The following is a 22,021-nucleotide window of genomic DNA, read 5'->3' on the forward strand; positions in this document are numbered from 1 at the left end:
TAGGAACCATGAAGACCATTTCATTCGCCATTCCGTGCTATAACTCGGCGGCGTATATGGACAAGTGCATAGAATCCATTCTGAAGTGCGGCGACGATATCGAGATCATCATCGTGGACGACGGCTCGACCAAGGACGAGACGCCCGCCAAGGCCGACGCCTGGGCGGCGAAGTATCCGGATATCATCCGTGCCGTGCATCAGGAGAACGGCGGCCATGGCCAGGCGGTGAACACGGGGCTTGCGAACGCGACGGGGCGCTACTTCAAGGTGGTTGATTCCGACGACTGGCTCGACGAGCACGCCATGTCGGAGATCATGGGCTACCTGCGCTTCCAGTGCGAGCTGGAAAACGCCGTTGACCTGGTAATCGGCAACTACGTGTACGAGAAGGTGCACGAGGGGTCGCGCACCGTCATGCACTACCGCAACGTGTTTCCCGAGGGGCGCGTGTTCGGTTGGGCCGACGTGGGTCACTTCCTGCCCAGCCAGTACCTGCTCATGCATTCGGTCATCTACCGCACCCAGCTTTTGAAGGATATCGGGTTGGAGCTGCCGAAGCACACGTTCTACGTGGACAACATCTTCGTGTACGTTCCGCTGCCGCATGTCAAGACCATCTACTATCGCGATCTGGACATGTATCGGTACTTTATCGGTCGCGAAGACCAGAGCGTGAACGAAAGCGTCATGATCGGGCGCATCGATCAGCAGCTGCGCGTGACGCGCACCATGATAGACGCCGTGCGCCTGCCCGACGATGTGCCCGAGAAGCGTCTTGAGCGCTACATGGAGAACTACCTGTCCATGATGATGTGCATCTGCTCCATCTTCTTGCGCATGATCGACACCGATGAGGCGGAGGACAAGCGCGAGGCCATCTGGGATTACCTGAAACGCCAGGATTCGGACGTGTACCGCCGCATCCGCCGCAGCGCGCTCAATATGGGCACGAACCTGCCTACCGGCTTGGGCCGCAAGATCGGCATCACCGGCTATCGCATGGCCCAGAAGATCTTCAAGTTCAACTAACGTGAAAGCGGGCTTCGGCCCGCTTTCTGCTTTCTGGTTCGGTTCTCGTCCCGAGATCGGCGTCTTCCCGTTCCGCGTCCGTCGGTCCCTGCTCCCGATCCTCGTGACCTATTGTCGCCCGAAACGTACGGTTTTCTCGCCGAAACCGTACGTTTCGGGCGACAATTTCCTGAGCTAGGCGCCAAAAGGCTCGAAAGGGCCGTCCTCGAAGCTGCGCACCGTGAAAACCTGCGCCGAATCCGAGCGAGAGCGTTCGAGCTTCCGCTCGGCAAGAGCGGTTTCGGTGCTGCGAGGAATCCCGTACCTTTCGAGCAGCTTCACGAAAAGTGCCTGGTCCATCACGTCCTTGTACGAAAATCGGACGATGGGCATGCCGTACAGCGTAATCTGGGCTTCTCTATGACGCTCATCGGCAAGCGCCCGCAACGAAGGCCGGCCGCCGAGCAACTCCGCATCCTCGTATTTCTGCATCCCATCGAACTCTCCGAGGACCCTGCCTCCATCCAGGCGAGTCCAAAGGAAATCGACGCGATAGAACCGTCCCGCATGCAAGGGCTGCGGCAGAGCGACCTGAAGCTCGGGAAGCGCGAAGCCCTGCCTGATCATCACGGCGCGCGCAATGGATTCGCCCCCGCTTTCGCTCAAAGGGTCGGCGTGGTACATCGTGCGAACGGCATCGGCAACATGCGCATGGCCGCTTCCCAAGCGCTTGAAGCGGGAAACGAACCAGCTCGATGGTTTTCCGCTCATGCGCAGCGCGCTATCGGCAACGGCAAGCGCTTGCTCGAAGCCGGAAGTGCGCATGCAGTCGAAAACGGTTCGTGAAAGCGACGTTACCCGAAGCCCGCGAACGACCACGGGCTCGTCGCCCGAAATCACATGCCATCGAACGCTCGTCGAGCTGACGTTGCGCCTCGACCGGGACGTTGCAACGTGAACCACGTCCAGGCTGCTGTACGAAACGGACAGGCCGAATGCAACGGCAGCCGATTCGTGGCAAAAAACCCAATCCGGATGCAGCTCCTGCACGGTGCGAAGCACGTAGAGCGCCTGATCGAACCTCGAAAGCCCATTCCAGCACGCCGAGCTTGCATACACGCCTCGCATCGGACGAACGACCGCGCCGCATTCGGCGCGCCTCCGCAAGATCGCCCGAACGCGATCGCAAGAGGGAACCAGGCATTTTCCTGCACGCTCGGCTTGCGAGAGCAGCCCGGCAAGTTCTGCATCATTGGCTTTCATCGCATCTCACCACCATTCGCCCTATGAGACCTTGACCTATCATCTCACAGAATCAGCGCGGGCGGATGGTGGACATTCGGTTCGCAAGACGAACATTGTCGCCCGAAACGTACGGTTTCGGCGAGAAAACCGTACGTTTCGGGCGACAATGCGGGCTGCGACCCGCGAGCGCGACCCGCGACCACCGGCTGCGGTTGCGGGTCGCAGCCGCAGCCGGTGGTTCGCGACCTGCGGCGATGTCGATGCCGCAGGTCGCGTCGTTGCTGTGTGCTCGGCGTTACGCGCCTATTCCGGCGAACACGGCGGCGAATGCCACCAGCACGCCTACGATGGACTCGCCGCCCAGAACGCCGCTCGACACCACAAGACCGGTCTCCTGCTGCTCCTTCTCTTTCGCGGCGCGCTCGTCAGGGGAGAGCTTGGCGCGGCGACGCTTGCAGACGGCGTCGTAGACCACCTTGACCATGGCGCCGATGAACGCCGTAAGCGACATGTAGAAAGGCAGGTAGATGCCCAAGCCCAGCATCATGGCGGGGAAGTTCAGCAGGTAAAGCGCGAATCCCGCCGCAAGCCCAAGGGCGAACGCCGGTACGGACGGGATGCCCGACACCATGGTGGCCACGACCGAAGCCTGCGCCGACACGAACGATCCGGTGGGCCCGAACGACTCCGGCCCGTAGGCGCTCACCAGCACGGCCATGACGGCCACGGCCACGATCGCGCCCAGCACGGCGCCGATCGCCTGGCCGATCCACTGCGCTTTCGGCGAGGTTCCCAGCACGTGGCCGGCATGGAAATCGTTCATCACGTCGCCGGCCAGGCCGCATGCGACGGCTACGATGCCCGCGACGAAGAACAGCTGAACCTGCGGCACGCTCGATACGGCCGCCACGGCCAGAAGCACGATAAGTCCGAAGATCTCCATGGGATCGATGCCCGTTTGGCCGACGCTTTGCGCGCTCATGGCCGTAGCCACCCAGGCAAGCGCCACTACGATGACGGCGGGCACGGGGCCGAGCTGCAGCCCGAAGCAGATGAGCAGTGCCACGGCCGCCACGCCGCATGCGGCAATGCCCGCGCTTAGGCGGATGCGGCGCCGTGCCGCCGGGTCGTCGCTTGAAAGGTTCGAGGGCGCGGGGCTGGCGGCCACGGTGAGCGAGCCTTTCGTGTTCTTGATCATTTGCCATGCCTTGGGCAGGATGTTCTTGAAGATGACGCCCAGGCCGGCGCCCATCATCACGCCCATGCCCAAGCTGGACACGATGCCCTGCCCGGACGCGACGTCCCACAGTCCGGCTGCCGATCCGCCTACGATGATGCCGAAGTTCGCGAACAGCGCGCCGGCGAACCATACGATCACCGCGCCCGTGCCCACCAAAAAGCCTACGGCCAAGAGCATGGGCGAGTTGTAGATGCCGAACGCAACGCCGGGAACGGCTACGTTGCCGAACAGCATGGCCGGAATCACGCCGAAGAAATCGCGCAGCGCGGTGTAGACGCTGGCAAGGCCCATGGAGCCGAACAGCTTGAGGCCCACCTTGCCTCCCGCGTTGCCGGCGATGAGCGTTTGCGCAGCCGCTTCTCCGATGGGGTATTCCAGCTCGGCGTCTTCGATGAAGTGCCGCCGCAGCATAACGGTGCAGATGAGGCCCAGGATCACGCCGGACAGCGCAACCAGGAGCATTTCGAACCATCCCACTTCGTCGGCATAGCCCAGCATCCAGATGCCGGGGATGGTGAACGCGAGGCCGCCCGCTACCATGGCGCCGGCCGACATAACCGTATGCGTGACGTTCGCTTCGTTGAGGCTGGCTTTTCCGCGGCCGAGGCCTTTCAGGAAAAACAGCGAGATGATGGCCGCGAACACGATGGGCCAGGGGAGCGCCCCCATTTTGAGGGCCGTGTACACCGATGCCGCGGTGATGATGGCGCAGCCTACGCAGCCTATGAGAACGCCGCGCAGCGTCAGCTGCCCTTTGACAGAGTCCATATCCTTCTCCTTTTCGTATATCCGCTTCCCCTTGCGTTTTAGGAAGTCGGGTTACTGATCGGACGCGTACAGTATAATCGGTGCGGCGCGCGACGAGTATCGTTAAATTCGCGTGATTGTGTAATTCATGAAGGAAGGCGGCTTCTATGGGCGAGGGTCGAGCCGGGCAGCGTACGCGCGCGCCTCAGTCGGTGTTGGCTGTTGACGTGGGGAATTCGGTGACCAATCTGGGCTTGTTCGAAGCGGGCGAGCTGACGGCTACCTGGACGGCTACAACGTACGAGCGCATGACGGCCGACGAGGTCCGCGTTCGCATTTCCTCGTTTCTGGCGACGCTCGACAATCCCGTTTCCGTTGACGACGGCATCGTGGCGTCGGTGGTTCCCGGTTTGACGGACGCGTGGACTGCCGCCGTGAAGAGCCTGACGGGAAGGCGTCCGGTTGTGGTGGGCCCCGGTTTGAAGACGGGGGTCAAGATGCGCTACAACGATCCGGGCGAGCTGGGGGCCGACCGCGTAGCCGACCTTGCCGCCGCGAAGGCTGCGTACGAGCCGCCGTTTCTGGTGGTCGATTTGGGCACGACGACCAACTTCGAGGTGGTCGACGCCGAGGGCGTGTTCGTGGGCGGCATCATCGCTCCGGGTCTGAAGCTTTCTGCACGGGCGGTATCGGATGCGGCTGCTCAGCTGGCGGTCGTGGATCTTCGCACGCCGGCGTCGGTGATCGGGAAGAACACGCGCGAAGCCATGCAGTCGGGCGTCGTGATAGGAGAGGTGGCTCGCATCGACGGATTGGTGGACGCCGTGTGGCGCGAGCTGGGGTACCAGACGACCGTTGTTGCCACGGGCGAGGACGCGCAGACGATGGCGGCGCTTTCGCAGCGCGTGACCTGCGTCGACGAGCACTTGACCTTGCGCGGTTTGGGGATATTGCACGACCTGAATCGGCGTTGCTAGGGTACAATAAGCGGATTGTTCCAATTGGAAAGGGGTTCGTGCATGGAAAAGGGGAACGTGAAGGCGCTTCTGCCCATCGGGGTGTTCCTCGTGCTGTATCTGGGCCTAGGCGTGCTGTTCGAGTACGTTTTGGGCATATCCATGGGGTTCTACAACATTCCCATCGTGGTGATCTTTCTGATCGCGCTGATGGTGGCTTGCTTCCAAAACCGCAAGCTTCCCTTCGACGACAAGCTTGTCATCATGGGCCGCGGCATCGGGGACAAGACGATCGTCACCATGATCCTCATCTTCATGGCTGCCGGCATATTCGTGGGCACCGTCGGGCGCGATAGCGCGGAAAGCGTCGCCTACCTGCTGCTTTCCGTTATCCCTGCTGAGTATTCGGTGGTTGTTCTGTTCGTGGTCAGCTGCTTCGTGTCGCTGTCCATGGGAACGTCGGTGGGTACCATCACGCTTATCACGCCCATCGCCGTGGCCGTGTCCGCTGCGTCGGGGTTCGACATGCCGCTGTGCGTGGCCAGCGTCATGGGCGGCGCGATGTTCGGCGACAACCTCTCGTTCATTTCCGATACGACCATCGCGGCGTGCCAGGGCCAGGGCTGCCAGATGAAGGACAAGTTTCGCGAGAACTTCAAGATCGCCCTGCCGGCTGCCATTGCAACGCTGGTCATCATCTTGGTGCTGTCGCTGGGCGCCGACATCAGCGGGACCGTGCATCATGAGTACGATCTGATCCAGCTTGTCCCGTACCTGATCGTGCTGATCGGCGGCATCGTGGGCATCAACGTGTTCATCGTGCTGCTGCTGGGCATTGTGTCCGGCTCCCTTATCATGATGGCAACCGGGGCGACCGCTCCCACCGACCTGCTGGCCAACATGGGCTCGGGCGCCGCCGGCATGTTCGAGACCACCATGGTGGCCGTGCTGGTAAGCGCGATTTGCGCCCTCATTCGCGAGTACGGCGGCTTCACCGCTTTGCTGAACGGCATCAAGAGCCTGTTCAAGAGCAAGAAGGGCGGTCAGCTGGGCATGGGCTTGCTGGTAGGCGCTATGGACATCGCCACGGCGAACAACACGGTCGCCATCGTTATGGCGAACCCCATCGCGGCCGACATGGCGAAGACGTACGACATCACGCCGCGCAAGACCGCGTCCATTTTGGACACGTTCTCCTGCGTGTTCCAGGGGGTCATCCCGTACGGCGCGCAGATGCTCGTGGCCGTTTCGGCTACGGCTGAGCTGGGATATGCGCTGTCGGCGTTCCAGATCATTCCGTTTCTGTTCTACCCGTTCCTGCTGCTGATCAGCTCGCTCGTGTTCATCTTTTTCGTGCCTGAGAAAAAGGTCGACAACGTGTAAAGATTCACCTTCGTGAAACGTGCCTGACGCCGCGCCTTCTTCGGAAGGCGCGGCGTTTTCTGTGTTTCGGACTCGTGGGCGCGCGCCCTGCCGGGCTTGTTCTGACGAGCTTGACGGCTGCGCAATAACATGCGCAGCCGTCGCTTTCCCTCGCTCCGCCTTCTCCGACCGGCTGGCAACGTCGCCCGGTGCACGGTCCTTCGCGTTGAGGAAATTAGCCAAGGTTTACAATATGGCGGTTGTCTCGTATCCTATCTATGTTAGTTTTGGATAACAAAGGGTCGTCCGGCTTCGGACGACGTGGTCGGTACGACGCGAAGGATGCTCGTCTATGAAGAAACGCAGGATCGGACAACGGTTATGGGCTTTCGGGGGGCTTGCAAGCTTTGGCTTGGGCGCGCTTGGAGCCGTGGTCCCGATTCTGCCGACGACGCCGTTTTTGCTTCTGGCGGCGTTTTGCTTCGCTCGCAGCTCCGAGCGGGTGAATGCGTGGTTCCGCTCGACCAGGCTTTACCGCTCGGTTGTCGAAGGGTACGCCACCAAGCGCACGATGACCGTCAAGGCGAAGCTCCTGCTGCTCGGCCCGCTTACCGTCGTGCTGGGGGTTTCGTTCGCGCTCATGGCCAACGTGCCGGTCGGCCGCATCGTGGTGGCCGGGGTGTGGATCGCGCACATTGTGTATTTCGGGTTTGTGGTCAAGACCGACCGGCCGTCCCCTGCGGCGCCGTCGAACGTCGATGCGCCGTCGCGACCCGTCGAGTCGACTGAAAGGTAGATGTTCGTGTTCAGCATGCGTCTTTTGCGTATGGTGCCCGCCGCGCGCGGGCCCATTGTTGTCAACGTCGCGCTGCAGTGGGCGGCTCTCGCCGCGAACGTGGCGCTTATGGTGTTTATCGGCTTGTTCGTGCAAGCGTGGTTCGAGGGTGTGAAGGATCTGGGTTCTTGGCTGATCGGCCTGGGATGCGCGGGAGCCGCCGCCATCGCGGTGCGGATGGCGTGTTTGGCCGGCGCGCAGCGTTGCGGGCTTGCCGCTGCGCAGGCCGCCAAGCGCGAGGTGCGCCAGCAGGTGTACGAGAAGCTGGTGCGCATGGGGCCTGCGTACTCCGAGCGCGTGTCCACTGCCGAAGCGGTCCAGGTGAGCGTGGAGGGCTGCGAGCAGCTTGAAAGCTATTTCGGGCAGTACGTTCCCCAGCTGGTCTACGCCGTGCTGGCGCCGCTCACGCTGTTCGCCTGCCTGGCGCCGTTGAGCCTTCCCGCTGCATCGGCCTTGCTTGCGTGCGTGCCGCTGATCCCGCTTTCCATCGTCGCGGTGCAGAAGATCGCCAAGCGCGCCATGCGTCAGTACTGGGGCGCGTACACCGATTTGGGCGAATCGTTCTTGGAGAACTTGCAGGGGCTGACCACGCTCAAGATATACCGGGCCGATGAGGAGCGTCATCGCTTGATGAATGACGAAGCCGAGACGTTTCGCCGCGCTACCATGCGCCTTCTGCGCATGCAGCTCAATTCGGTTACGGTGATGGACGTGTTCGCGTACGGCGGCGCGGCGGTGGGCATCGTGGTTGCGCTCGTGCAGTTCGCGAACGGGGAGATTCCCCTGTTCGCGGCGTTCGCGGTGATCTTCCTGTCGGCCGAGTTCTTCATTCCGCTGCGCACCTTGGGGTCGTTCTTCCATACGGCGATGAACGGCATGGCCGCCGCGGACAAGATGTTCTCGATTCTGGACGCGCCGGAGACGGCGCGAGGGTCGCGGGTCGTCGAATCGGAGCAGGCCGGCGTGACGTGCCGTGGCGTGGGGTATTCGTACGACGGCGAGCGAACGGTTCTCTCGGACGTGGATTTCGACGCTCCGGCAGGGTCGTTCACGGGCATCGTGGGCGAAAGCGGATCGGGCAAGTCGACGCTCGCGGGCGTTCTGTGCGGACGCAACGCGGGATTCACCGGGGAGGTCGAACTGGCCGGGGTGCCGCTTGGCTGCGTATCGCAAGCATCGGCGGCGCGCACCGTGACCGTGGTTTCGTATGCAAGCTACCTGTTCAAAGGATCCGTGCGATCGAACCTGCTCATGGCCGACCCGCAGGCAAGCGATGCCGAAATGTGGGCGGTGCTCGAGCGCTGTCGAGCGGACGGGTTCGTGCGTGTGGCGGGCGGGCTCGATGCTCCTGTAGCCGAGCAGGGATCGAACCTCTCCGGCGGACAGCGGCAGCGCTTGGCTTTGGCGCGCGCCCTTCTGCACGATACGCCCGTGTACGTGTTCGACGAGGCGACGTCGAACGTCGATGCCGAAAGCGAGCGCGCCATCGTGCGCGTGGTGCATGCCCTTGCGCGCGAAAAAACCGTCATCATGATCACGCACCGGCTGTCCGCCGTGGCGTCGGCCGACCGCATCTACGTCCTCGACGATGGCCGCGTGGCCGAATCGGGCGCATGCGACGAACTGTTGGCGCGTGACGGCGCGTTCGCACGTTTGTGGCGCCAGCAGGCTTCATTGGAGCGGTTCGCCAGCGCGAGCGAAGGCGAAGCTTCGCGTGCGAACGGGGATGACGGTGCGGGCGATGCCGAAGGCGGGGAAGCAACGCCCTCGAGTGCGGAAGATGCGCCGCCATCGGCCGCTTCTTCGTTCGCAACTGCGCCGCGCCGCTCTCACCTGGCCGTGATGATGCGGCTTGTGGGCCTGGTGAAACCGCTGCTTCCGTGGATGGTGCTGGCGGCGGTGCTGGGCGTGCTGGGTTTCGGCGCTGCCATTTTCCTTACGGTTCTGGCTGCGTTCGCGCTGGCCGATGCGGCGGGGCTGCCGCAGGGCGTGGGGCTTGGGACGGCGTTGGTCCTGGTGGCGGTGTGCGGTGTTGCGCGCGGCCCTTTGCGCTACGGCGAGCAGTTGTGCAACCATTATCTTGCTTTCAAGCTGCTTGCGCTCGTGCGCGACAAGGTGTTCGCTGCGCTGCGACGTCTGGCGCCGGCGAAGCTCGAGGGCCGCGACAAAGGCGATCTTGTGTCGCTTGTCACGTCGGACATCGAGCTCCTGGAGGTTTTCTACGCGCATACGCTGTCGCCTGCGCTGATCGCGCTGCTGGTGTCCTTGGGCATGGCGGCGTTCATCGGCTGGTTCTCGCCGTTGCTGGGCGTTTTGGCTTTGGCTTCGTATGCGCTGGTGGGCGTCGTGGCTCCGTTCGTGTCGTCGCTGGCTGCCGGAGAAAGCGGTCAGGCGGTGCGCGAGGGGCTGGGGTCGATGAACGCGTTCGTGCTGGACAGCCTGCGCGGACTGCGTGAAACGCTCCAGTTCGGGCGGGCGGGCGATCGCGTGCGCGAGTTGGCTGAGCGCACGAAGCTGTTGGAGTGCGACGAGGTTCGTCTCAAGGGGCGCGCTTCGGTCGCTTTGGCGGGCGTGAACGCGCTTGTGCTGGCGCTCGACGTTGTCATGGTGCTGGCTGCGGGTACGCTGGTGGCGAAGGGCCAGCTCTCTCCAGGTGCCGCCATCGTCGCCTCGTCGGCGCTCATGTCGTCGTTCGGGCCGGTGATCGCGGTGGCGAACCTGGGCTCGACGCTGCAGCAGACGCTGGCCAGCGGCGCGCGGGTTCTCGATCTTCTGGACGAGCGTCCTCAGACCGATGACGTGCTCGACGGTGCGGACGTGTCGGAGTTCTTGGGCGCAAGCGCGCGTGGCGTGGACTTTTCCTACGGAGACGTCGCGGTGCTCGACAACGTGGACGTGCGCATCGAGCCGGGATCGATCGTGCACTTGGCCGGCAGGAGCGGATCGGGCAAGTCGACCCTGTGCAAGCTGTTCATGCGCTTCTGGGATGCAACTCGCGGCGTAGTGGAGGTGTCTGGCACCGACGTGCGCCGCGTGAACACGGAAAGCCTGCGCGCGCTGCAGGGTTACATGACCCAGGAAACCCACCTGTTCGCAGGCTCCGTGCGGGACAACATCATGCTTGCGAAGCCGGATGCGACGGAAGACGAACTGCAAGCGGCATGCGACAAGGCGTCGTTGACCAGCCTGGTTGAGCGGCTTCCCCGGGGTTTGGACACACCGGTAGGCGAATTGGGCGATACGCTGTCAGGAGGCGAGCGCCAGCGCATCGGTCTGGCGCGCGTGTTTTTGCACGATGCGCCGTTCGTGCTGTTGGACGAGCCGACGTCGAACCTCGACAGCTTGAACGAAGCGGCCGTGCTCAAGGCGCTGCTTGACGGCCGCGAGGGAAAGACCATCGTGCTGGTGAGCCACCGTGCGTCGACGGCGTCGGTGGCCGACGCGACGTACACGGTGGATCGAGGTCGGGTGTCGTAGCGCGGGGCGGGGCTCGGGGTGAAGCGGGATGCGGGCGCTGCCGGGGTTGCGCCCCGCGCCGCCTCTCGCTTCGCCTCGCGTCTTGCCGGTTTACCAGCGTTGCTCGCGGATCGTTTCCCCTTCGAGGCTCTTGAGCGTGAACGTCCCCTGGTTGTATACGGCGTAGCTGGCGCTTCCGTCTTTGGGGATCGAGGCGCTGCCGGGATTGACGAACAGCACGCCGTTGCGCTCCTCAAGGGTTTTGACGTGCGTGTGGCCCGATAGGAACGCCGACCCCTTCGGCAGCGCCGGAGCGTCATCGGGGGATTTTCCGGGCAGGTGGCCGTGCGTGCAATACAGCAGGCGTCCATCTGCTTCGACCAGCGCGTAATCGGCCATGCAGGGAAAATCAAGCACCATCTGGTCGACTTCCGCATCGCAGTTCCCGCGCACGGCCACGATGAAATCCGCCATCTGGTTCAGTACGGCAAGCGCCTCTTTGGGCGCGTAGCCTTGCGGCAGGTCGTTGCGGGGCCCGTGGTAGAGAAGGTCTCCCAGCAAGACGATGCGGTCCGGCGCCTCTTCTTCAATGCGCCTGGCAAGCGTTCGCACGGCGGCGGCCGAGCCGTGCAGATCGGATGCGATGACAAGTTTCATGGGCGTCCTTTCGGTTCAGCTCAAATCGGCGCAGTAGCCGCGTCCGAAGACTTGCTTGTTGCTTTTGGGGAACAGGTGCGCATGCAAAGCCGTGAAATAGCTGTCGGTCATCGAGGCCATGTAGTCTACGACAATTTGATTGGGCTCCGTGGCCAGGTATTCCTCGGCCGACACCGTGCGGGATTTCGCTACAAGGTTCGATACGTGATGCTTGAACACAGGCGACGATTCGTCGCCCGCCTTAAGGTCGCTCAGCAGGCGCTCGTACAGCTCCGCGAACATTTCCTCCACCACGTTTCCCGCTCCGAGCACCATGCCCTCGCGTTCGTAGATGATCTCGTAATTCTGGCGCTTTGCGCGTTTGAGGTCGGCGAACACGTTTTCGCTCATGGCGATGCGGTCGGATCCGTAGCTGTTGTTCACGATGTCTACGGTCAGGTTGTTGATGATGCGCGCGTTGTCGCGGCCGATGACCGTGCTGTCGAATACGTCGAGGGAATCGATCACGCCCATGTCGATGGCATCCGCGCGATCCTTTCCCACGTAGGCGATCATGTCGCTCACGCGCACGACACATCCTTCCAGCGTGGACGGTCGCAGCGTCTTGATGGTGGACTCGTCGGCGTTGCAGGCTTCCACCAGTTCGTCTAACTGGGAAAACGTAGCAGTATCGCCCATGCGCAGCACCTGCTGAGCGAATTCCCCATTGTGGCAGAGCACGCCGTCGAGCGTCTGCAAGCTGACGTTTCGCCGGTACAGTTGGTCGAGCACGCGCACGGAATGGACGTTGTGGTTGAAGTAGCGACCGGTTCGCGCGTGGTAGCACTTGTTGAGGAAATGCTCGCCTGCATGGCCGAACGGCGTGTGCCCGACGTCGTGGCCGAGCGCGATGGCCTCGATGAGGTCGCAGTTCAGGCCCAGCAGGCTGCCGATGTTTCGCGCGATGCGGCTGACAAGCTGCACGTGCAGACCGCGCCGGCAGATGTCGTCGTTTTCGATGAACGAGAATACCTGCGTCTTGTCCGCGTAGCGGTTGTAGGCGGGCACGTTGATGATCTTCTCGATATCGCGCGCGAAGGCGGGGCGCGTAAGGGTTGCCTCGTCATGCGGATTCGGCTCGCGGCGCGCGATGGCCGCGTCGTCGAACGCATGCGGGTTCCGCCTTCCGGCGGCTCGATCGGACAGGATGATCTCCTCGACGTCCTTGTCGAGGGCAAGGTAGGGGATGGAGGCTGGTTCGTTCATGCGTCCTCCTTTGAGATTCGAGGTTGAAGATCGCATCGATAGTAGAGTCTGATTGTATCATTTCCTGATGCTCGCCTGGAAATTCACGCGAAGCATACGGCGGCGCTCTCGCGCGCCTGTTGCTGCCGGTAGCGCCGACCCTCCGCACGTCCTCGCGCGCCCGTGTCAAAACGGACGAGTTTTGCTGGTCCTCAGATAAGGATAATGCAAGGTGACAGCCCATTGATCAGGCACGATGTAAAACACTTGTAGCGGCATAGCCCCGACAAGGCGAAAAATCGCCGCAAAACTCGTCCGTTTTGACAGAAGGGCGTCGGTCCCGCAAGGTTGCCGGCCCCGCAAGGCCCCCGACCCCGCAAGGTCGTCGGCTTCGCAGGCCCCCGCCCCCGCAGGCCCCCGGCCCCTCGAAGCCAGTGCGAACGCAAGGCTGCGAGGTCTCGTCCCGCCAGTCCCAATCGTGACAGCACGGCTCGTCCGGGATCGGCTGCATCGAGCCGCCGTAAAACGAGAGCCGCACGATGCAGGGATCTCGAACTCGATGGGGGTGAGCATGCTCGGGTGACCACGGGGATGATCAGAGGGTCGTGCTCTTCATGCGAGACGCGGGCTGCAGCGTGCGGCTTGATTTGACTATAGAGAACATCTCGCGATGACGCATGGGCTAATCAGGGTATTTTCTCAAAATGAGGTCATACTCGGGGTACCACTTTGAGCTGCGTTGCGCCATTTGCCTTGCGGCGTTGTCGGGGCTTCGCTATGCTCCTTGCTGAAAGGGGAGGTCGAGGCAAGACGGTAAGGAGCGGGCAGATGGACTGGAACGGGAATCTTGCTGAAGCGGTGGCGCCCTATATGAAGGGAAGCCCCCTCATCGATGTCTTGGAAGCCGTTGCGAACCTGTCCGCGAAAAAGGCGGAAGCCCTTCGAATCCTGAACGTTGCATGCGACGAGAGCTTGGGCTCGACCGAGTTGGAGCGGTACGGCTGCGTTGCCGTCGCGAGTATTTCGACGGTTGCGCGCGCTTCGGGCGATCGGCGCCCGGAGTTGGCGGACGTCGTTTATTCGGACGGAGCGTTCGACCTTGTGACCGACCAGATTTCCCTTCTGAAGAACGTGGCTTGCTGCTTGCCTTCCGGCGGTTTGCTGGTGGGGGAGATGGGAGCGTTCGGCAATGCGGAATCTCTTGAAGACGGCTATGCTCAGGCGATACGCAAGCACAGCGGCGATTACGTTTGCCAGTTCTGCTTTCCAAAAGAAAAAGCGTACCGACGTGCTTTGGAGATCGCCGGATTCGAGGTTGTGGCAATGAGCGCTTTCGACAAAGCAACGCCTTTGGAGAACGGTCGCGACGGCTTGCGCTTGTGGGCTGAGTCCCGCTTCGCGAAGAGCCTGGCCTTGTATCGCCCCGAAGACAGAGAGCTTGTTTTGGAGGACTACGAGAAAGCGTGCGAGGAGCGGTCGTGGAATGAGAGCAGTGGGTGTTGGGTGGCGGATTACCGGCGCCTGCGCTTCGTTGCCAGGAAATCTCGAGCGGCAACCGCTCCGCTTGCCTATTCTCCGCTGCGTGTTCTGGGCTCTTGATCGCCCGTGATGAGCTCGGGCCCTTGCTCCCGGCTCTTCCCACCTTCGGTTTCTGTGCTAGTATGTAAGCAACCGCGATGCGGCTGGCATGGGGATGCTACATTTCATATTCTGCGATTGAGAGAGGATCTCCCATGTTAACGCCCTTAGACGAACTTATCTTCTCAGATGGTAACCGCGAATCTTTTCAGCGGATCATCGATATCACGCAAACGCATGGGAAGCCGGAAAAGCTCTTCCTTGTAGGTCCGAAAGAATCGGGCAAGACCACGGTGCTGCGCGCACGGCAGCTGGACAAGGACCTTCTTTCCACGAAGCGCGTTCTATATCGTCCCTGTCAAGAACTGCCGGAGGCCATGAGGGCAAATGTCTATGACGGTTACTTCGATGACTTGGGAAAACACGAAGTCTTGTTCTTGGATGACTTCGAGGGCTTCTTCGAGGACGAAGAAGTGGGACCCATGTTGTGCAGGTTGTTGCTCCAGGAGCGCGAGCGTCATGGTTTGGATACCGTCATCTCGTCTGACAAACCGCTTTCTGAATTCGATTTAAGCCAGTTCGAAGGCGTTTTGGACGATTTCGAAGAAATCCGCATCGAAGCCCTCGATGGTGCCGGCCTGGTTGATTACGTGAGGACCCTTCTTGCCATGTACTACGAAGAAGGGAAAAGCCCCGTGCTTTCCGAGGAAGCGATCGATTACGTTGCGCACGGTTTGGGGGAGCCTCCCAGCATGATTCGCAAAGCCCTGTTCTATCTGATGACGGAGTATTCCGGTACGCCGGGCGCCGAGTTGTCTCGCGATTTCGTCGTAGAGGCGCTTGCGAAAGACTAGCGCGTTTCCCGGTACGTCGAACGAAAAGGAAGCCGTCCGTGAGGGCGGCTTCCTTTTCGTTCGACGCTGTGCGATGGAGCTTACCGGCGCCGTCGCACGATTCTCGATGCTGCTGGCTAGGCGGGGTGCGCATCAAGCCATTCTTTGCTGGGCGGAGTGTTTCGCTTGCATGGTTGGTTGCCGTGGTCGTGCCGTGGCGAAGAGCTTTTGCCGCAGGGATACGCGCAGATCAAGCCGCTGTAGTTGCAGCGAACCGGCTGGGGCCGAACAAGATCGTTCATGTCCTTGCCGCACTTTTTGCAGTGCAGATCGACGCCGTTGACGATGTCGACCCTGTCGAAGATGGTGCATGTGCCGCAATCCGGGGACGTTCCGGACTTTTTGGGTGCAGGTTGGCATTTCCCGCACATTGGATTGCATATCCAGCATCCTCCCGGCATGTGCGTTCTCCTATCGACGAGACCTGATGAAGACGGCTCCATCCAACAACGCCGTGCTTGTTGATTTTTTTGGTGCGCACGCGCGCGAGCAAGGAAACGCGTTGGAATAGGCCTTGTGCGTGCGGGGGGGGGGGGTATCATTGACTAAATTGGTTTTCCTATACGGTCACCGCACCGCTTCGCACGAATAAACGTATCACTCAGAATAGGCGCATTTGTACTGACGAGGGTACTAAAACGAGGGTTTTAGTACTTCTGGCTATATATCCCTCAGGGGTAGGTGGATAAAGTGTATGACATGGGCCGGTGGTTCGGGTCGCTGGCTTCACGGGGAAAGAGGGCGCTTATGGGGTTGGATAATCGTGTAGCATGCTCGCAGCAAGTTGAGATGGTTGAGGAAGCGAACGAGGCGTATACCAAAACGCTCAAGATGATCGGTTTCAAAGCTCTGCTCGGTTGGCACTATCTTGTTTTGTTCACGCCTCTTTTCATTGGGACCGCCGCAATCAACGCGCCATCCCTCTTTTTTCAGCGACAGGTTACGTTGTATCTGACTCTAGCCGTTACGTTCGGCATCTTGGTTCTGGTTGGAAAGCGCATGCTTCGCAAGAACAGAACCGCTCCTTCGAAGATCCTCTTGGTGTCTGCGGGCGCGTTGGCCACCCTTGCCACTATCGTCTCCGCCACGACAATGGATTTCCCCGTGCCCCTTCGTTTGGGCACGGTCGTGCTGCTTGGCGTCTCGGAAGCCCTGTTGATGTTCCTGTGGCTGCATTATTACGTGCGAGCTGCTGCAAACTACCTGACCCGCTCGTTTGCCGTCGACATGATCTTCGGCGGATTGGTGGCCCTGCTCGTCTGCAGCCTGCAAGAACCTATCGGCCTGATCGCAGCGGTGCTGCTGCCTCTGGTGGCCATTACGTCGCTGATGGCCAATTGGAGGACGGCGGAACCGTTGCCGCCAACTGGCTTCTCCGATGCGTTTGCCCCTCTTTCGCGCAAAGCAATTCGGGAATTCGCGCTTACATCGGTTCCGACGATGGTCTATGCGTTTGCGTTCGGGTTGTTGCAAGGCGCGTATCTTGTCGACGGCACGTTGCTGCTCATGGCCAACGACCCCCTGATTCTTGTCGGCATCGCGTTGGCGGGCGCGTGCATCATAGCCTCCTCGCTCCATTCGAAGCAAAGCCGGTCCATCGACGCCATCCATCGCTACTCCCTTTTGCTGTTCGTCGTAGGCATCGTGCTGCTGCCGTTTTTCCGGGAAGGCTTCGGCGCCCTAACCGCGGAATGCGTCATCTTGGCGGGCTTCAACTTGTTCGACTTCGGCGGCGTGATCATCGGCATCGGGATCGCCCAGCGCCTGCGCTCCGATTCCCTGCTGCTTGTCGACGGCGGCCGCGTGGTGGCTTACCTGTGCTTGGCGGTAGGCTGCATCGTGGGCGATCAGCTGATGATGCTTTTCATGGACCAGCACGGATGGCTGGTTCTCATCGGCGTGGGCGGCGTCGCGATCGCAATGCTGGTGGCTACCGTGCTCACGCCCTTCCATGAATGGGAGGAGCTTGCCTCCGACGGAGCGGATGCGCAGGCTGCCGCGCCTGCTTCGCAGCCTGAGCCGACCTCTGCCGACGACGCAGCTCGTGCATCTTCGTCTCAAAAGCCTCAGGCGCCGGCTGTTAAAGCCGCGTCCTCGGAAGACGGCGAGCCGGCCTCGCGCGGCAAATCGGCCAAACCCGAGGGCGGATACGTCGATTCCCCCTGGCGACGCACATGCCAGCGGATTGCTGAACTGTACAAGCTCTCGCCGCGGGAAACAGAAATATTCTTCTTTATCGCAAAGGGCCGCAATGCGGAATACGTTCAGCAGGAGCTGGTCATATCCATGCATACGGCTAAAACCCACATCGCGAACATCTATCACAAACTCGGGGTGCATTCGTCGCAAGAAATGCTCACGCTTATCGAGACGTTTCGAAGGGAAGACATCGAAAAGCAGGGGGCGAAGCTCGGAGAAAGGAAAGCTGTCAAAGACTGAGAAGAACGCGAAGGCGGCATAGGGAAATCCCGTACGTCTGCGCCGGCTTTTGTAAAGCAACTTGCACTCGATTGATAGGAGAACACGATGGCTAGCACTACGTTTCAACTTGATCCCGCGGATTTCGAACTGTCGGACTACGGTCCGGTTCGCATCTCCTTGCCCTCCATCCCCGCGGTGACGGAAGAGGATATTGAAGCCCAGCTGTTTTCGTTCGTTGTCGCTTCGGCTCATAAGGGGTCTAGCATCAAGTCGCTTGCCAATTTGGATGACGCATGGGTGCGGGATCATTTCGAGGGAATGTCCACCATGGAGGACCTGAAGGCGTCCATCAAGCAGGATCTTGAGAAAACGTCCCGCATGGGCCTTGAAAACTACAAGCTGCAATGCTGCAACGATGCGCTGATCGCCCGTCTGGAAGGAGAGGTGCCCGAAGCCGTTGTGACGGAGGCGATGGAGGCATCTCGATCCATGTACGACGATCGTCTGCTCGCAAGCGGCATGACCAAGGTCCAGTATCTTCGCCAAGAGAAGCTGACCGAAGAGGAGTACGAGCAAAAGATTCGCGCCGACGTGGCGTACAACCTGTCGCTCAACGTCGTTCTTGACAAGCTGATTGAACGGCAAGGGCTTGCCGTTGCCAAAGAGGATTTGACCGAGTACCTTTCCGCCGACAACCCCGAAGCGTTCCTTGCGGAGATCGAGAGGAACGGGAAGGTCGACGAAGCGTGCCAAGCTGCCGCGCGCGTGAAGGCTATGCGCCAGATCGTCGATACCGCCATCGTCGACGAAGGCTAGTCCTTTCGATCCGTCCGTTCCCCTGGAGTCTGCCCAAGCGACGCTCGAGCTGATTGCCAAGGTTGGCGCCAAGCAGAAAAGGCGTCGGTGGTCTGAGAGCCGCCGGCGCCTTTTTTACGCGTCAAAGCGATGGTCCTTGCTGCCGGGCTTTTCTTTCCCTGCTGCACGAAGCGTGATGGGGTCTTTGGTGATGTAAAGACGAAACGCCAGGTCAAAGTATCAATATCTTTGTACTAGAACGTATAACCCATGGTACTAGATGCCCCTTTTTCATACCGATTTGGGTAGGGAGCCGCAACTTCGGGCTGCTAAATTTCGTCTCGTGGATGCACCCCATGCCATTCACTTGGACTTGCGAAATGCTTCGTTGAGAACCAAAGAAAAGAAGTCGCTAAAGGAAGGAACGACCATGTGTTTCAGACCACCATCGTTCGATGACATGATGAAGAAGTGCCCGTCGTGCGGCACGTTCAACCCGCCCGAGAATGACAAGTGCAAAAAGTGCGGGAATGATCTTCCGACCGAGGCGCCCGCTCCCGGCGCTCCCGCGGCTCCCGGTGGCGCCCCTGCGGCCCCCGGCGCTCCGAAGGCTCCCGGTGCCCCTGCGGCCCCTGGCGCTCCCAAGCCTCCTACTGCGTAGTTGCAGCGGGCTTGAAGGTTTCCGCTGCTTGCAAGAACGCAGGTTTGCAGGGGAAGCGTTGATCGTCTTTAAGAAGCTCCGATGACGAGTGAAGAGGAGAATCGTACAAGGCTTTATGCGCGTTCCAAGATAGAACGAGGCTATCGACGGGACGGGCGGGAAGGGCAAAAGGAGCTTCTGAAGAATAAGGGTTTCATCTATCAGTTGGCATCTCTTAATGAAAGGGGGATTTTCATGATCAACGAATACAACCATGATCTGTACAAAACAGACTGGCGCTGGTTTGAGAATGGTTATGAAGTGACCCGCACCTCGGTCTGGACCGGACCTGGGTGTCACAACGGCTGCGGCGTGCTTACGTACGTCAAGGATGGCAAGCTTGAGAAGATCGAAGGTGACCCCAACTTCGGGTACAACCAGGGACGTCTGTGCCTGCGCTGCCTGGACATGGTTGAGGCTATCTACAACAACGACCGACTGAAATGGCCTCTTCTCCGCGACGGAGAAAAGGGCGAGAACAAGTGGAAGCGCATCACTTGGGAAGAAGCGTTCGACTGGTTGGAAGATACGTACAAGAAGATTTGCAAGACGATTCACGACGACTACAACGGTATCGGGCCCGAGGGCATCGTGGCTCTTTCCGGTACGGGTCGTAACGCCATGTGGCACGGCGCCATGTGCCTGCGTGCGGTTTTCGGCAGCCCGAACATGTCGTTCGGCTTCCTCTCTGCCGACTCCTGCTATCAGCCTCGTATGACTGCCAACCTCATGAAGGACGGCGATTGCTGGATCCTCGACGCTTCCCAGCTTCACCCGGATCGCTACGACAACCCTGATTGGAAGCAGCCTGAAGTGGTTATCGTTTGGGGCAACGAGCCTCTGGCGTCCAACCCTGACGGTTTCGTCGGCCACTGGCTGATCGACCTCATGCGCATGGGCACGAAGTTCATCGTTGTCGACCCTGCTCTGACGTGGCTTGCCTCGAAGGCCGACATCTGGTTGCAGGTTCGTCCCGGCACCGACTGCGCTCTTGCCATGGGCATGCTGCGCGTCATCGTCGACGAGGACCTGTACGATCACGAGTTCGTTGAGAACTGGTGCTACGGCTTCGACGACCTGGTCGAGCGTCTGCAGGACTACCCGACCGACAAGTGCGCCGAGATCTGCTGGATCGACGAGCAGGATCTTATCGACGCAGCCCGTATGTTCGCTGCTGCAAGCCCCGGCGCAATCCAGTGGGGTCTTGCCATCGACATGCAGATCTCCGCTATGGAGGCTTCGTTCGCCATCTCCGACATCACGGCGCTGTGCGGCAACCTCGACGTTCCCGGCGGCAACGTGCTCGTTCGCTACGCTTACAACAGCTCCAAGAAGTACGGCTGCGGCCTTGAGTTCATCTCGCAGGAGATGCTTGATCGCCGTATCGGCACCGACCAGTCCCCGATTCACAAGGCTGGCTACACGCCGTTCATTCCGCCCGATCTGCTGCTCGAAGCCATGGAGACCGGCGTTCCATATCCGCCTCAGATGATGTGGGTGCACGGCACCAACCCCATCGCCAACATGTCCGGCGATGCCCCGCGTCTGTACCGTGCGTGGAAGAACGTTCCTTATACGGTCGTGGTGGACTACTACCTGACCCCGACCGCCGTGGCGTTCGCCGACCTTGTTCTTCCGGTCGCCATGTCGGTTGAGCGCGACTCCTTCCGCTCTTGGTGGCAGCCGCTGCGTACGTTGACTGCTTCGGCTGGCCGCTACTTCGAGTGCAAGATGGACGAAGAGCTTGTGCTCGACCTTGGCAAGCGCTTCAACCCTGAGTTCTTCAACCAGTTCGAGACCACCCGCGACTTCTTGACGTGGATGATTCAGGACGACGGCCTTGGCGTTGACTACACGTTCGAGGACCTTACCCACAAGGTTTACGACTACTGGGATTGGAACGAGACGTACGAGAAGTACAAGAAGGGTCTGCTTCGCGAGGACGGTCAGCCGGGCTTCGTTACCGCGACCGGTCTGTACGAGGTGTCTTCTCCGCTGTTCGACGTGTGGGGCTTCGATCCTCTGCCGCATCACATGGAGCCGTACGAGAGCCCGTACCGTACTCCCGAGCTGTACAAGGAGTACCCGTACATCTACACCTCCGGGCACCGTCACATCGGCCTGTTCCACTCCGAGCATCGCCAGCTGCCGACGATGCGCGAGGTTCATCCCACCGCTATCGCCGACATCTCTCCGGAGATCGCGAAGGAGCAGGGCATCAAAGAGGGCGACTGGGTATGGTTCGAGAACAAGCGAGGCAAGTGCAAGCAGCAGGCGCATATCGCTCCTGGCCTGATGCCGAACCTCGTGCGTGCTCGCCATGGCTGGTGGTTCCCCGAGCAGGAGGCTGCCGAGCCCAACCTGTACGGCGTGTTCGACTGCAACGGCAATAACCTGACCACGATGGGCGTTTACGGTCCGACGCACTACGGCGCTCCGTACAAGAGCACGCTGTGCAAGTGCTACAAGGTAACGCCTGAAAACGATTGCTCGCCGAGCGCAATCGTCACCAAGGGAGGAGGTTTCGGGGGCTATGACTACACCCGATTCGAAGGAGACTAAGTACGGTCTGTTGATCGACTACGAATTCTGCACCAACTGTCACACCTGTGAGGTTGCCTGCAAGAAGACGCATGATCTTCCGATTGGCCAGTACGGTATCAAGACGCTCGAGTATGGTCCCGTGAAGAATCTGACGGGCAAGTGGGAGTGGACGTATCTTCCCCTGCCGACCGATCTTTGCGATCTGTGCGCCGACCGTGTGGCCGAAGGCCGCCTTCCCAACTGCGTACATCACTGCCAGGCTGGCGTAATGTACTACGGCACGGTGGAAGAGCTGGCTGCTAAGGCGGCTGAAAAGCCCAAGATGGTGCTTTTCACGAAATAACCGGACTGAAGGAGG

At 60.7% G+C, this 22,021-nt stretch carries 16 protein-coding genes; 12 read left to right on the plus strand and 4 right to left on the minus strand.

What is annotated here, in order from left to right; genetic code table 11:
• Nucleotides 1-8 precede the first annotated feature (8 nt).
• Nucleotides 9-1,031, plus strand: coding sequence for a glycosyltransferase family 2 protein (locus tag LQE90_RS09385; RefSeq protein ID WP_114566884.1), 1,023 nt, complete (start codon nt 9-11; stop codon nt 1,029-1,031).
• Nucleotides 1,032-1,205: 174 nt separating this feature from the next.
• On the opposite strand, the gene LQE90_RS09390 is transcribed toward LQE90_RS09385, so the two are convergent.
• Both LQE90_RS09390 and LQE90_RS09395 read right to left on the minus strand, forming a co-directional pair.
• Nucleotides 1,206-2,273, minus strand: a complete 1,068-nt coding sequence (locus LQE90_RS09390) for a type IV toxin-antitoxin system AbiEi family antitoxin domain-containing protein (protein ID WP_216529533.1) — start codon at nt 2,271-2,273, stop codon at nt 1,206-1,208.
• A gap of 277 nt (nt 2,274-2,550) precedes the next feature.
• Complete coding sequence (locus tag LQE90_RS09395; protein WP_216529534.1) at nt 2,551-4,263, minus strand: OPT/YSL family transporter; 1,713 nt, start codon at nt 4,261-4,263, stop codon at nt 2,551-2,553.
• A 146-nt stretch (nt 4,264-4,409) separates the two neighbouring features.
• On the opposite strand from LQE90_RS09395, the gene LQE90_RS09400 reads away from it, so the two are divergent.
• The 4 genes from LQE90_RS09400 to cydC all read left to right on the plus strand — a co-directional run bounded on the left by LQE90_RS09400 (nt 4,410) and on the right by cydC (nt 10,872).
• The gene (locus LQE90_RS09400; RefSeq protein ID WP_216529535.1) at nt 4,410-5,219 is read left to right on the plus strand and encodes a type III pantothenate kinase; all 810 of its coding nucleotides are present in this window, start codon (nt 4,410-4,412) and stop codon (nt 5,217-5,219) included.
• 42 nt (nt 5,220-5,261) lie between these two features.
• The gene (locus LQE90_RS09405; RefSeq protein WP_216529536.1) at nt 5,262-6,581 is read left to right on the plus strand and encodes a Na+/H+ antiporter NhaC family protein; all 1,320 of its coding nucleotides are present in this window, start codon (nt 5,262-5,264) and stop codon (nt 6,579-6,581) included.
• 331 nt (nt 6,582-6,912) lie between these two features.
• On the plus strand, nt 6,913-7,356 hold the full coding sequence (locus tag LQE90_RS09410) for a YbaN family protein (protein ID WP_216529537.1): 444 nt from the start codon (nt 6,913-6,915) through the stop codon (nt 7,354-7,356).
• 6 nt (nt 7,357-7,362) lie between these two features.
• The gene (cydC, locus tag LQE90_RS09415) at nt 7,363-10,872 is read left to right on the plus strand and encodes a thiol reductant ABC exporter subunit CydC (RefSeq protein WP_216529538.1); all 3,510 of its coding nucleotides are present in this window, start codon (nt 7,363-7,365) and stop codon (nt 10,870-10,872) included.
• A gap of 90 nt (nt 10,873-10,962) precedes the next feature.
• Here cydC and yfcE read toward each other — a convergent pair whose 3' ends face one another.
• Both yfcE and LQE90_RS09425 read right to left on the minus strand, forming a co-directional pair.
• Nucleotides 10,963-11,508 carry a phosphodiesterase gene (yfcE, locus tag LQE90_RS09420; RefSeq protein ID WP_114566878.1) on the minus strand — a complete coding sequence of 182 codons (546 nt, stop codon included), beginning with the start codon at nt 11,506-11,508 and terminating at the stop codon, nt 10,963-10,965.
• 15 nt (nt 11,509-11,523) lie between these two features.
• Nucleotides 11,524-12,753 (minus strand): deoxyguanosinetriphosphate triphosphohydrolase family protein, encoded by a 1,230-nt coding sequence (locus tag LQE90_RS09425; protein ID WP_216529539.1) that lies wholly within the window; start codon nt 12,751-12,753, stop codon nt 11,524-11,526.
• 807 nt (nt 12,754-13,560) lie between these two features.
• Between LQE90_RS09425 and LQE90_RS09430 the strand changes: the two genes are divergently transcribed.
• The 7 genes from LQE90_RS09430 (at nt 13,561) to LQE90_RS09460 (ending at nt 22,006) form a co-directional block, all read left to right on the plus strand.
• Nucleotides 13,561-14,331 (plus strand): class I SAM-dependent methyltransferase, encoded by a 771-nt coding sequence (locus LQE90_RS09430; protein ID WP_216529540.1) that lies wholly within the window; start codon nt 13,561-13,563, stop codon nt 14,329-14,331.
• 134 nt (nt 14,332-14,465) lie between these two features.
• Nucleotides 14,466-15,164 carry a hypothetical protein gene (locus LQE90_RS09435; protein ID WP_114567998.1) on the plus strand — a complete coding sequence of 233 codons (699 nt, stop codon included), beginning with the start codon at nt 14,466-14,468 and terminating at the stop codon, nt 15,162-15,164.
• Nucleotides 15,165-15,950: 786 nt separating this feature from the next.
• Nucleotides 15,951-17,642, plus strand: coding sequence for a response regulator transcription factor (locus tag LQE90_RS09440; protein WP_181792631.1), 1,692 nt, complete (start codon nt 15,951-15,953; stop codon nt 17,640-17,642).
• A gap of 87 nt (nt 17,643-17,729) precedes the next feature.
• Nucleotides 17,730-18,440 carry a trigger factor gene (locus LQE90_RS09445; protein ID WP_216529541.1) on the plus strand — a complete coding sequence of 237 codons (711 nt, stop codon included), beginning with the start codon at nt 17,730-17,732 and terminating at the stop codon, nt 18,438-18,440.
• A gap of 409 nt (nt 18,441-18,849) precedes the next feature.
• Entirely contained in the window at nt 18,850-19,080 is a 231-nt protein-coding gene (locus LQE90_RS09450) for a hypothetical protein (RefSeq protein ID WP_181792633.1), read from the plus strand.
• 234 nt (nt 19,081-19,314) lie between these two features.
• The gene (locus LQE90_RS09455; RefSeq protein WP_114567994.1) at nt 19,315-21,681 is read left to right on the plus strand and encodes a molybdopterin-dependent oxidoreductase; all 2,367 of its coding nucleotides are present in this window, start codon (nt 19,315-19,317) and stop codon (nt 21,679-21,681) included.
• A complete protein-coding gene (locus LQE90_RS09460; RefSeq protein WP_114567993.1) occupies nt 21,653-22,006 on the plus strand; it encodes a 4Fe-4S dicluster domain-containing protein in 354 nt (117 codons plus the stop codon). Before LQE90_RS09455 ends, LQE90_RS09460 begins: the two co-directional genes overlap by 29 nt.
• The last annotated feature ends 15 nt before the right edge of the window (nt 22,007-22,021 follow it).

The sequence above is a fragment of the Paraeggerthella hominis genome (assembly GCF_021044775.1).
In the GTDB taxonomy this organism is placed as follows: domain Bacteria; phylum Actinomycetota; class Coriobacteriia; order Coriobacteriales; family Eggerthellaceae; genus Paraeggerthella; species Paraeggerthella hominis.

Excerpts from the sequence above, each read along its gene's own strand:
- LQE90_RS09385 (WP_114566884.1), top strand. The coding sequence starts at position 9 with ATGAAGACCATTTCATTCGCCATTCCGTGCTATAACTCGGCGGCGTAT.
- LQE90_RS09390 (WP_216529533.1), bottom strand. The coding sequence starts at position 2,273 with ATGAAAGCCAATGATGCAGAACTTGCCGGGCTGCTCTCGCAAGCCGAG.
- LQE90_RS09395 (WP_216529534.1), bottom strand. The coding sequence starts at position 4,263 with ATGGACTCTGTCAAAGGGCAGCTGACGCTGCGCGGCGTTCTCATAGGC.
- LQE90_RS09400 (WP_216529535.1), top strand. The coding sequence starts at position 4,410 with ATGGGCGAGGGTCGAGCCGGGCAGCGTACGCGCGCGCCTCAGTCGGTG.
- LQE90_RS09405 (WP_216529536.1), top strand. The coding sequence starts at position 5,262 with ATGGAAAAGGGGAACGTGAAGGCGCTTCTGCCCATCGGGGTGTTCCTC.
- LQE90_RS09410 (WP_216529537.1), top strand. The coding sequence starts at position 6,913 with ATGAAGAAACGCAGGATCGGACAACGGTTATGGGCTTTCGGGGGGCTT.
- yfcE (WP_114566878.1), bottom strand. The coding sequence starts at position 11,508 with ATGAAACTTGTCATCGCATCCGATCTGCACGGCTCGGCCGCCGCCGTG.
- LQE90_RS09425 (WP_216529539.1), bottom strand. The coding sequence starts at position 12,753 with ATGAACGAACCAGCCTCCATCCCCTACCTTGCCCTCGACAAGGACGTC.
- LQE90_RS09430 (WP_216529540.1), top strand. The coding sequence starts at position 13,561 with ATGGACTGGAACGGGAATCTTGCTGAAGCGGTGGCGCCCTATATGAAG.
- LQE90_RS09435 (WP_114567998.1), top strand. The coding sequence starts at position 14,466 with ATGTTAACGCCCTTAGACGAACTTATCTTCTCAGATGGTAACCGCGAA.
- LQE90_RS09440 (WP_181792631.1), top strand. The coding sequence starts at position 15,951 with ATGGGGTTGGATAATCGTGTAGCATGCTCGCAGCAAGTTGAGATGGTT.
- LQE90_RS09445 (WP_216529541.1), top strand. The coding sequence starts at position 17,730 with ATGGCTAGCACTACGTTTCAACTTGATCCCGCGGATTTCGAACTGTCG.
- LQE90_RS09450 (WP_181792633.1), top strand. The coding sequence starts at position 18,850 with ATGTGTTTCAGACCACCATCGTTCGATGACATGATGAAGAAGTGCCCG.
- LQE90_RS09455 (WP_114567994.1), top strand. The coding sequence starts at position 19,315 with ATGATCAACGAATACAACCATGATCTGTACAAAACAGACTGGCGCTGG.
- LQE90_RS09460 (WP_114567993.1), top strand. The coding sequence starts at position 21,653 with ATGACTACACCCGATTCGAAGGAGACTAAGTACGGTCTGTTGATCGAC.